Below are 8,647 nucleotides of genomic sequence, written 5' to 3'. Positions count from 1 at the left end.
AAGCGCCAGGCGCGCAGGCCTGCGGATGGTGGATCGTGGAAGACGCATGGAAGACACCCCTGTTGGTTTTGGATTTGACGGCACCCAAGCCTGGCACCGCCACACGATTATCGAAACCGCCCGGGGTTTGCGCCAGCGAAATATGGCGGCGCGGCCCGATACCGCGCTGCAGCACGCCCTTGGCTGCACCGTTCTCTGGCCGCCGTGCACGCAGCAGTCTCCCGGGGCACCTGCTCCGGCTGCGCTTCGGCGGCCCCCATCAACCATCCACCCATCACCCATCAATGACGTTGGCGCTGAGCCCCTGCACCCGCCGCAGGATGAAATAGACCCCGTAGGCAGCCATGCACAGGCAGCACGAGATGACCGCATGCAGCCAGAACATTGCCTGGAAGCCACCCCATCCCGTGAAGTCCCGGGTCAGGCCCATTTCTCCCGCCATCCAATGGACGGTGGCCTGGGCCAGCGGAAACAGCACCAGCCCGCCCAGCATCCACGCCAGCGGGTTCAGCGTGCGAAAGCCAAACCAGATGCACAGGAATGCCATCCACTGCAGCAGCCACCCCATGGTCGCCAGCCCTTCGGGCTTGGGATACGGCGTTGCATACCACTGCACCGAACAGGCCACGCTCGCCGAAGCCAGGGCGGCCAGCAGCAGGCAACGGGCGATCAGGCCCACGATGAATCCCAGGGACATATGCAAGCACCTCATGAAGACAGGGGCGCCCAGAGTAGTGGCCGTGGCCCGCACCACGGGCACGGCGCTGTGCGAGAAGCCTGTACGGCTACTCTGCGGAGCAGTTGGCGATACCTGCAGGGCCCTGGGCAAGCCCTTTACAGGCGCTCGTACGCCACCGCGACCCCCAACACCGAATCCTTCTGCTTGAAGACACGGGCGCCCGCGTGGTGCGTGATGACCATCGCGTTGCCCGACACCCAACGCACCTGCACCACCGGCCCACCCGCAGCGCTGGTGGGCACGGCCCCCCGGTTGTCGTCGGCCGTGAAGACGTTGCCGGATTCATTGGGCAACGCGTCCTGTGCGCCAATAACCGACACGTGGGTGGAAAATCCCGTGGTCGCACCGCAGTCGCGCTGGAACACCACTGCCTTGTGGCGCTGTTCGGGCGAGAAGGTATCGGCAAGCACAGTGTTCCCGCACAGATCCGGGAATAACAGGGACAGTGCATAGAGGCCCGCCGCGGCGAGCAGGAGCAAGGCCAAGGCAGCGATGGCAAGTTGTTGGAAAAAGTGTTTCATTCCATGGCTGGCGTGGTAGGCCTGCAATGTAGCCGCAGGCGGTACGATGCTCATCCGCTCACCCCAGGAGTCCCGCATGAGCCAGCCCACCCCTGCCCCGCCAGAAGCCTCGCCGCTCGTGCTCTACGGCCACCCCTTCTCGTCGTACACGCAGAAGGTGCTGATTGCGCTGTACGAAAACGCCACGCCCTTCGAGTTTCGCGTGCTGGGGCACGATGCGCCGCAGCATGCGGCACAGTGGCTTGCGAAGTGGCCGCTGCGGCAATTTCCGCTGCTGGTGGATGGAGCGTGCGACGTGGTCGAGACGACCATCATCATCGAGTACCTGCAGCTCAAGCATCCCGGCCCCGTGCGCCTGATACCCAGCGACCCGGTGGATGCGCTCGACGTGCGCTTCATGGACCGGTTTTTCGACCTGCATGTGATGAATGCCATGCAGCTGGCCGTGAACGGCGCGCTCACGGGCGATGCGGTCAAACGCCAGGACGGCATGGCCCTGGCCACGGAAAAGCTCGAGCGCGCCTACGCCTGGCTCGAAACCCGCCTGGCCGGCTGCACCTGGGCCACGGGCGAACACTTCACGCTGGCGGACTGCGCTGCCGCGCCCTCGCTGTTTTATGCGGACTGGACGCACCCGATTCCCGAAACCTGTCCCGTGCTGCGCGCCTACCGCGCGCGGCTGCTGGCGCGGCCTTCGTTCGCGCGCGCGGTGGACGAGGCGCGGTACTTTCGGCCGTACTTTCCGCTGGGCGCGCCGGACCGGGATTGAGGTTGCGCCGCCCCATGCACGTCATCGACCATGAACCCGCCAGCTGGATCCTTGTGCTGCACGGGCCCTCGCTGCTGCTCGACGTGAACTGCAGCCACAGCTTTGTGTCGTACAGCTTCCTCCTGCAACTGAACGAGGCCGAGGCCGCGCTCTACGCCGAGCGGGGCCGGGACTACCTGCACGAACTGGCTTGCGCCATCCACCATTCGGCGCCCGGTGTCGCAGCCAGCCACTCGCCCTACAAGGCGCGCAATGTGGACCGGGAGTTCGGTACCGAGGTGATGGCCGCGATCCAAACGCACCGGGCGGCGCAGAGCACATGAAGCACGGTCTGCCAATGCACATCGCGGCGCTGGTGAGCGCAGGCATGCTGCTGCTGTTGGCCAGTGGCTGCGCCATGCCGCCACCCACTGCCACTGTGGCGCCCGCCCCGCCTGCGGCCCCCGTTGCCACCGCCGCCTTTCCCGGCGCCACGTGGCAGGCCTGGCCCGCGCCCGCGGCAGGCAGCGCCTGCCAGCGCGAGCTGCAGGCTGCGCGCGACTACGTGCACACGCTGGACACTACGGCCCTCATGGCCGTGCGCGATGGCCGCGTGCTGTTCAGCGAAGGGCCTGTGGAGCGGGTGAGCATCGTCTTTTCGGTGCGCAAGAGCCTATTGGCGATGCTGTACGGCAAGTACGTGGCCAGCGGCGCCATCGACCTCAGCCGTACGCTGGCCGACGTGGGCATAGACGACGCCGTGGGCGGCCTACTGCCCAGCGAGCGCCAGGCGCGGCTGCGTGACCTGCTGGCCGCCCGCTCGGGCATTTACCACGCGGCGGCCAATGGCGGCGACGATGCGGCTGCAGCCCCCGCGCGCGGATCGCAGGCACCAGGCAGCTACTTTCTGTACAACAACTGGGACTTCAACGCCGCCGGCACGGCCTTCGAGCGCCTGACCGGGCGCGGAATCTACCAGGCGTTTGCCGACGACCTGGCCACCCCCCTGCAGCTCGAAGACTTTGAGCCTGAGCGCCATGCCCGCAGCGGCGATGCCCGCAAATCCGAGCACCTGGCCTACCCGTTCTATCTATCGACGCGGGACATGGCCCGGCTGGGCCTGCTGGCGCTGAACCAGGGCCAATGGCACGGCCAACCGCTGCTGCCGCCCGGCTGGGTGGCGCAGATGACAGCGCAGACCACGCCTGCCGCGCAGATGCACCCGGCACGCACCGCCCGGCGCGGCTTTGGCTATGGCACCCTGTGGTGGCTGCTGGAGAAGGAGCCCGCAGGCTCACCGCTGCACGGCGCCTACATGGCCTGGGGCGTGCACGGCCAGTACATCCTGGTGGCGCCCGCACGGTCGATGGTGATCGCGCACAAGCGCGAGGTGCCGGTGGCCGGCAACTGGAATGTCAGCTGGGTGGGGCCCACGGAGTTTTTGCGCGCGGCGCGCATGCTGGTTGCTGCGCGGTGTGGTGCCGAAGAAGCGGGCTGAACCGGCCCAGCCAGCCCATCGCCGTCAGCGCCCCCGCCCCAGCCACAGCGCCACGGGCAATGCCAGCAACTGGGCCATGAAGCCCACCGGAGCCCAGTAGGTCTGCCAGCCCAGGATACGGATGTCGCGCAGGCCCAGGGACCGGGCCGTCCCCGCCGGGGCATACACCAGAATCAGCGCTGCAATGGCAATGCCGAAAACGACCAGCAGGCTGGCAGCCCGCCAGGGGCGCAGGCCCATGCGCTGGCCAAAGCGCGCATGCACGGCATACAGCACCAGCAGGCCAAGCACCAGCGCAGGCGCCACCAGCCACAGGCCGAGCACCATGAGTTCGGTGGGGTAAATGGTCATTGAACCAAGGATCTCACAACCGCCCCGCCTCCACCCACAGCCGCTCAGCCCCCACCCGCCCATACCAGGCATCGAATTCGCGCCGGTGGCCCTCCCACGGCTCGGCCAGCGGTGTGCGCGGGTCTTCGCTCAAGGCATAGGCCATGCCTTCCACCCACCAGGCGGGCTTGAACAGACGCGGCAGCACACCCAGGCGCTGGCCCTGCAGGTGGTGGATGAGTTCATGGCGCACGTAGTGCGGCGCCCAGGCGCGCGGGCCGATGACGGTGCCCCAGGTGCCGGTGGTGACAGCCGAGCGGGCGCCCAAGCCGAAGGTGTCGGCACAGGCCTGCGTGGAGCAGAACACGAAGCGTGGCGAGCCCTCCACCGGCGCGACGTGGCTGGCGACAAAGGCCATACCCTCGGCCACCAGTTGGTGGGCTTGTGCTTCGCGCGCCGGGTCTTCCACGCACACCGTGGTGCCCTGGCTGCAGCCGATGCCGGCCAGGCCCGGTGCCAGCACGCGCACGGGTTTCACCAGCGCCCAGGCGGCCACGGGCACGACAACCAGCAGCAACAGCGCCAGGCGCGCGGCAGATCGGCGCAGCGCCTTTGTCATGCAGGGTGCGCCCACGGGCGGTGGGCAGCCTGGCGGCTAGAACGCATCCTTGTACATGTTGGTGGCCAGCTCCAGCGCCAGCGCCTTGCCGCCCACAGCGCTGAGCACGTTGGCCATGTCCTGCGATGGGTCGGCGTAGAACCAGTCGATGGTGAAGCGCAGGGTGCGCCCCAGTTGCTGGTCGCCCGCCACCATGGGGGGCAGGCCGATGCTGCGGATTTGCATGTTCTCGCCGCCTCGCGACTGGTCGCGCACCCACCACGACAGAAACTCCGCAGCGCGCAGCCCGGCCTCGTTGCGCTGGATGCGAAACTCCAGCGACAGCAGCAGCTCGTTCTCCAGCGCGCCATTGGACCGGCGCAGCGCGGCGATGGGCAGGTCGGCATAGGGGCCCGGCAGGGACAGGTCGGACACCGCCACCTCGGGCAGGTAGGTGTTGTCCAGTTGCGCCTGGGTCACGCCGGGTATGGCGGTCAGGGCGGCGATCAGGCGCACCACCTCGGGGGGCGCATCCTGGTCCGGCTCGGCGGGCTCCGCAGAGTCGCCAAGCCCTGCGGGCTGCGTGGTGTCTGCGGATTCGGTGAGGTCCGCAGGTTGCGTGATTTCCAGGGGATCGTTGGGGTCGATGGGCTCGGTCATCGCAAAGTCTTCTGGGTGAGGAAATAGTGCGGGATGTAGTGATTGTCAGCGACGGGCGGCGGCATCAGCCTTCGGTGGCGGCCCACTCCTGCGCCTCGATGCCAAACGCATCGGCCGCAAAGGCCTGGGCCTCGCCAAGCGAGGCGAACCAGTGGTCGGCGGCCAGCCGGCCGTCGAGCGAGGAGCACACCAGCAGGCAGCCGCTGCCGCCGTCATCGGTGATCTCCAGGCGAAAATCCACGTCCGCCGAGCCCGGCGTGCCATCGTCCGCCAGGGACCAGCTGCCATCGGGGTCGACGGCGATCAGGAGGGTGCGGCTGGGGATCAGGGCGTGGATGGGCATGGGTGAACGAGCGAAAGCGGGTGGTGGTTGGGACACGGGGCCAGCCCGCATTGTCTCTTGGCCGGCGGCCAGCAGATACGAAAAAGAGCCTGGCAGCACCCCTCATACGGATTTGCATTCAATCGTATAACTAGGCGGGAAGCCGCAGACAGTGCTGTAGCACGGCAAGGCGGACCAACGAAGTTAGACGGTTGAAGGCAAATCCGTATCACCCTTCGGCTTGCGCCTCCCTGATGCCCCGCACGATGGCCTCCACATACGGATCGTGCAGCCCACGCTCGCGCAGCGCCTGGTCCAGCGACAGCACGTAGTCGATATTGGGCCCGAACACACCCTTGGCCACCGCCACCAGGCGGGCCACGGTCTCGGCACAAGCATCCTGCTCGTGCTGCGGGTGGTCGGGGTTGGCCACAAAGGTGATGGCGGTGACGCTGCGGCCGTCCTGCAGCTGCACGGCCTGCCACTGGGGGTGGTAGCCGCCGCCGGTCATCTCGCGCGTCCACAGCATGCGCACCTCATCGCGCGCATCGGCCTGGGGCAAGCGCAGGGCCACGCCCTGCACGGCACCACCGGGCATCAGCGACAGCACGCGGCCCGGCCGCTCGGGGCTGCCGCGCCCAGAGATGGAGCGCAGGCAGAAACTGCGGTGCCAGCCCGCCAGCGTGGCCGTGTGCTGCTCTTCAAACGGCATCAGCGGGTTCCAGATCAGCGAACCGTAGCCGAACACCCAGGTGGGCCCTTCGGGCCGGCTGTCCCAGGCGTGGGCAAAGGATTCTTCCACCCGCTCGTCGGACCACCCCGGGTGGGCAACCAGATTCATGCGGCGGCGCAAGCTGCCGTTGCGGAGGTTCTCGCGGGTCAGGATGGTCATCTTCAGTCAGCAACGCCAAAGGTGGGGCAAGTTTGCCATGCGGCAGGACCCAACGGCCCACCCTGTGCAAAAACCGGGCCTTGGAGACACACGGTTACTTCAGTATGGGTCGATCCGGCCACAGCAGAGCAGCTTCCTACCAACGGATACGTTGATCCCGCTGCGCCAGGCACCCTGCCCGCTGCGTGCACGGATAATCGCGAAGTCCGCAAGGCCAGCCAGCAAGCACTGCATCCCTGGCGCATCAGCCCCAGCCAGCTCACCCTCCCTCTAAAAACACCCCACCAGCCCTTCATGCCCCAGGCCTTCCGCAACACCTTCCTCACCCTGCGCGACCTGATCCTGTCTGCCGGGCCGCTGGCCTTTCTGGCCGTGGGCCTGCTGGTGGCCGCCTACTGGTGGCTGGACCCCAACCCGCCCAAGACGGTGACGCTGGCCACCGGCCCCGCACAGAGCGCGTACGAAGAGTTCGGCAAGCGCTACCAGAAGGCGCTGGCGGCCGATGGCATCGAGGTGGTGCTCAAGCCCAGCGCGGGCTCGTCGCACAATTTGCAGCTGCTGCGCGATGGCGAGGCCGACCTGGCGTTTGTGCAGGGCGGCACGGCCGAGCTGCTGCCCGATGACCCGGACAACCTGGCATCGCTGGGCAGCCTGTTCGTCGAGCCGATCTGGCTGTTCTACCGCGCCGACTCGGCCCTGCGCGTGACGGCCGCCGGCCGGCTCGATAGCCTGCGCCAACTGCGCGGCCTGCGCGTGAATGTGGGGTCCGAAGGCAGCGGCGTGCCGCGCCTGATGGAGCAACTGCTGGAGGCCAACCGCGTGGAGCCCAAGCAGGTGCGCCTGTCGCAGCTGGAGCAGACGCCGGCCACCGTGGCGTTTCTGGACGGCAAGCTCGATGCCCTGGTGTTCGCCTCGGCCCCCGAGTCGCTGATGGTGCAGATGCTGCTGCAGACCCCCGGCGTGCACCTGATGGACTTTGCCCAGCACGAGGCGTATGCGCGGCGCTTTCCGTACCTGACGCCCGTGACCCTGCCGCGCGGCGTGGTCGACCTGGCCAGCAACATCCCGCCGCTGGATGCCCGCCTGGTGGCCACCACCACCTCGCTGCTGGCACGCGACGGCACGCACCCTGCCCTGCTCACCCTGTTTGCGCAGAACGCGCAGAAGCTGCACGGCGGCGCCAGCTGGTTCAACCGCGCCCGCGAGTTCCCAAGCACCCGGCACAGCGAACTCCCCATCGCCAAGGAGGGTGAGCGCGCCATCAACGAGCCCGTGCCCATGATGCAGCGCTATCTGCCGTTCTGGATCGCCAATGTCATCGACCGCATGTGGCTGGTGATGGGCTTGTTGATCGCCGTGTTGCTGCCCCTGTCGCGCATCGTGCCCCCGCTGTACCAGTTCCGCGTGCGCTCACGCGTGTTCCGCTGGTACGGCCGCCTGCGCGAGATCGAGGACACGCTGGAAACCAACCCCGCCGGCCACCCCGAGATGCTCAAGGCGCTGGACGGGCTGGAGGCACAGGTGGAAAAGATCAGCGTGCCGCTGTCGTATGCGGACGAGCTGTATGCGCTGCGCAACCATATTCAGATGGTACGCAGGAAGTTGTTGAGGGTGCAGGCGGGGGGTGGGGCGGAAGAAGTGCCCACGACAACGCCGCAACCTGCAGAGCAGGCGGGCTGAAAGCAGATGCCCAACAGGCAGCCATCGCCCCAATGTGGAGGGCGCGCTGCCGCTATGGGCCCCGCCCCACCTTCGAATAGAATTCTGCAGTGGCCTTGTTGATCACAGCGACCATGTCGAGCTTGCCGTAAAGCGCGAAGTAGTTGTCGGTTTCGTCGATCGGATCGCTGCGCGTGGGACTCGTGCGCTCCTGGTACGTCACCACCCACGGTGCGGCGAGCGATGCGACATACAGGCAACCAATGTCCTTTTCCAGCGACCGTGCCATATCCCTCGGCATCTTCACGGACTGCCGGTAGTAGTCAAAGTACAAGATAAGAAAAAAACACACAAAGTAAATATTACCGCAACTTGGACCCATCAGGGTTGCATGCCTCAGAATCCCTTCTTGTTGGATAATATATTTTTTTATTACCCAACTCATAAAATATTATCCCGTGAATCCCCATTGCGTCAATTTTTTTGATTGGGCGCTTCCATATTTTTGAAAAAATATCGTCCAACTCTTTAGAATCTCCCGCCTCATAAATTTCATCAATAAATGCGATGTCGGTAGCTTTCTTGAATATAACGGAAAATTCATCATCCGAAGCTTGAAATATATCAAAAACACAATTATCTGCACCATCAATAATTTGGATATTTTTCACATTAAATAA

The 8,647-nt window shown here is 66.0% G+C and carries 13 protein-coding genes; 4 read left to right on the top strand and 9 right to left on the bottom strand.

Going from position 1 to position 8,647, the window contains the following annotated elements; all coding sequences use genetic code 11:
- Positions 1 to 274: 274 nt before the first annotated feature.
- Both QYL93_RS31620 and QYL93_RS31615 read right to left on the bottom strand, forming a co-directional pair.
- Entirely contained in the window at positions 275 to 697 is a 423-nt protein-coding gene (locus QYL93_RS31620) for a hypothetical protein (protein ID WP_305747397.1), read from the bottom strand.
- A gap of 137 nt (positions 698 to 834) precedes the next feature.
- Positions 835 to 1,314: a hypothetical protein gene (locus QYL93_RS31615; protein ID WP_305747396.1), complete on the bottom strand. Its 480-nt coding sequence runs from the start codon at positions 1,312 to 1,314 to the stop codon at positions 835 to 837.
- 22 nt (positions 1,315 to 1,336) lie between these two features.
- Here QYL93_RS31615 and QYL93_RS31610 point away from each other — a divergent pair, with 22 nt between their 5' ends.
- From QYL93_RS31610 to QYL93_RS31600, 3 genes are read left to right on the top strand one after another with little or no spacing between them, the layout of a single operon-like run.
- Entirely contained in the window at positions 1,337 to 2,029 is a 693-nt protein-coding gene (locus QYL93_RS31610; protein ID WP_305747395.1) for a glutathione S-transferase family protein, read from the top strand.
- A 14-nt stretch (positions 2,030 to 2,043) separates the two neighbouring features.
- Positions 2,044 to 2,352 (top strand): hypothetical protein, encoded by a 309-nt coding sequence (locus QYL93_RS31605; RefSeq protein WP_305747394.1) that lies wholly within the window; start codon positions 2,044 to 2,046, stop codon positions 2,350 to 2,352.
- Positions 2,349 to 3,506 (top strand): serine hydrolase, encoded by a 1,158-nt coding sequence (locus QYL93_RS31600; RefSeq protein WP_305747393.1) that lies wholly within the window; start codon positions 2,349 to 2,351, stop codon positions 3,504 to 3,506. The genes QYL93_RS31605 and QYL93_RS31600 overlap by 4 nt, the downstream gene beginning before the upstream one ends.
- Before the next feature lie 24 nt (positions 3,507 to 3,530).
- Here QYL93_RS31600 and QYL93_RS31595 read toward each other — a convergent pair whose 3' ends face one another.
- The 5 genes from QYL93_RS31595 to QYL93_RS31575 form a co-directional block, all read right to left on the bottom strand.
- Positions 3,531 to 3,857 carry a hypothetical protein gene (locus tag QYL93_RS31595; RefSeq protein ID WP_305747392.1) on the bottom strand — a complete coding sequence of 109 codons (327 nt, stop codon included), beginning with the start codon at positions 3,855 to 3,857 and terminating at the stop codon, positions 3,531 to 3,533.
- Between the two features lie 13 nt (positions 3,858 to 3,870).
- Positions 3,871 to 4,455 (bottom strand): hypothetical protein, encoded by a 585-nt coding sequence (locus QYL93_RS31590; RefSeq protein WP_305747391.1) that lies wholly within the window; start codon positions 4,453 to 4,455, stop codon positions 3,871 to 3,873.
- 36 nt (positions 4,456 to 4,491) lie between these two features.
- Positions 4,492 to 5,094: a hypothetical protein gene (locus QYL93_RS31585; RefSeq protein WP_305747390.1), complete on the bottom strand. Its 603-nt coding sequence runs from the start codon at positions 5,092 to 5,094 to the stop codon at positions 4,492 to 4,494.
- Positions 5,095 to 5,158: 64 nt separating this feature from the next.
- The gene (locus QYL93_RS31580) at positions 5,159 to 5,437 is read right to left on the bottom strand and encodes a hypothetical protein (protein WP_305747389.1); all 279 of its coding nucleotides are present in this window, start codon (positions 5,435 to 5,437) and stop codon (positions 5,159 to 5,161) included.
- A gap of 208 nt (positions 5,438 to 5,645) precedes the next feature.
- On the bottom strand, positions 5,646 to 6,308 hold the full coding sequence (locus QYL93_RS31575; protein WP_305747388.1) for a gamma-glutamylcyclotransferase: 663 nt from the start codon (positions 6,306 to 6,308) through the stop codon (positions 5,646 to 5,648).
- Positions 6,309 to 6,602: 294 nt separating this feature from the next.
- Between QYL93_RS31575 and QYL93_RS31570 the strand changes: the two genes are divergently transcribed.
- Positions 6,603 to 7,988: a TAXI family TRAP transporter solute-binding subunit gene (locus QYL93_RS31570; protein WP_305747387.1), complete on the top strand. Its 1,386-nt coding sequence runs from the start codon at positions 6,603 to 6,605 to the stop codon at positions 7,986 to 7,988.
- 52 nt (positions 7,989 to 8,040) lie between these two features.
- Here QYL93_RS31570 and QYL93_RS31565 read toward each other — a convergent pair whose 3' ends face one another.
- Together QYL93_RS31565 and QYL93_RS31560 are read right to left on the bottom strand one after the other, a co-directional pair.
- Positions 8,041 to 8,256 carry a hypothetical protein gene (locus QYL93_RS31565; protein ID WP_305747386.1) on the bottom strand — a complete coding sequence of 72 codons (216 nt, stop codon included), beginning with the start codon at positions 8,254 to 8,256 and terminating at the stop codon, positions 8,041 to 8,043.
- Between the two features lie 73 nt (positions 8,257 to 8,329).
- Positions 8,330 to 8,647, bottom strand: a 318-nt coding sequence (locus tag QYL93_RS31560; protein WP_305747385.1) for a hypothetical protein, incomplete at its 5' end; no start/stop codon positions are given.

It is taken from the genome of Acidovorax sp. A1169 (genome assembly GCF_030704685.1).
GTDB lineage: Bacteria > Pseudomonadota > Gammaproteobacteria > Burkholderiales > Burkholderiaceae_C > Acidovorax.
Note: the sequence above shows the minus strand (reverse complement) of the source record. Positions and strands in the feature narration are given on the sequence as shown.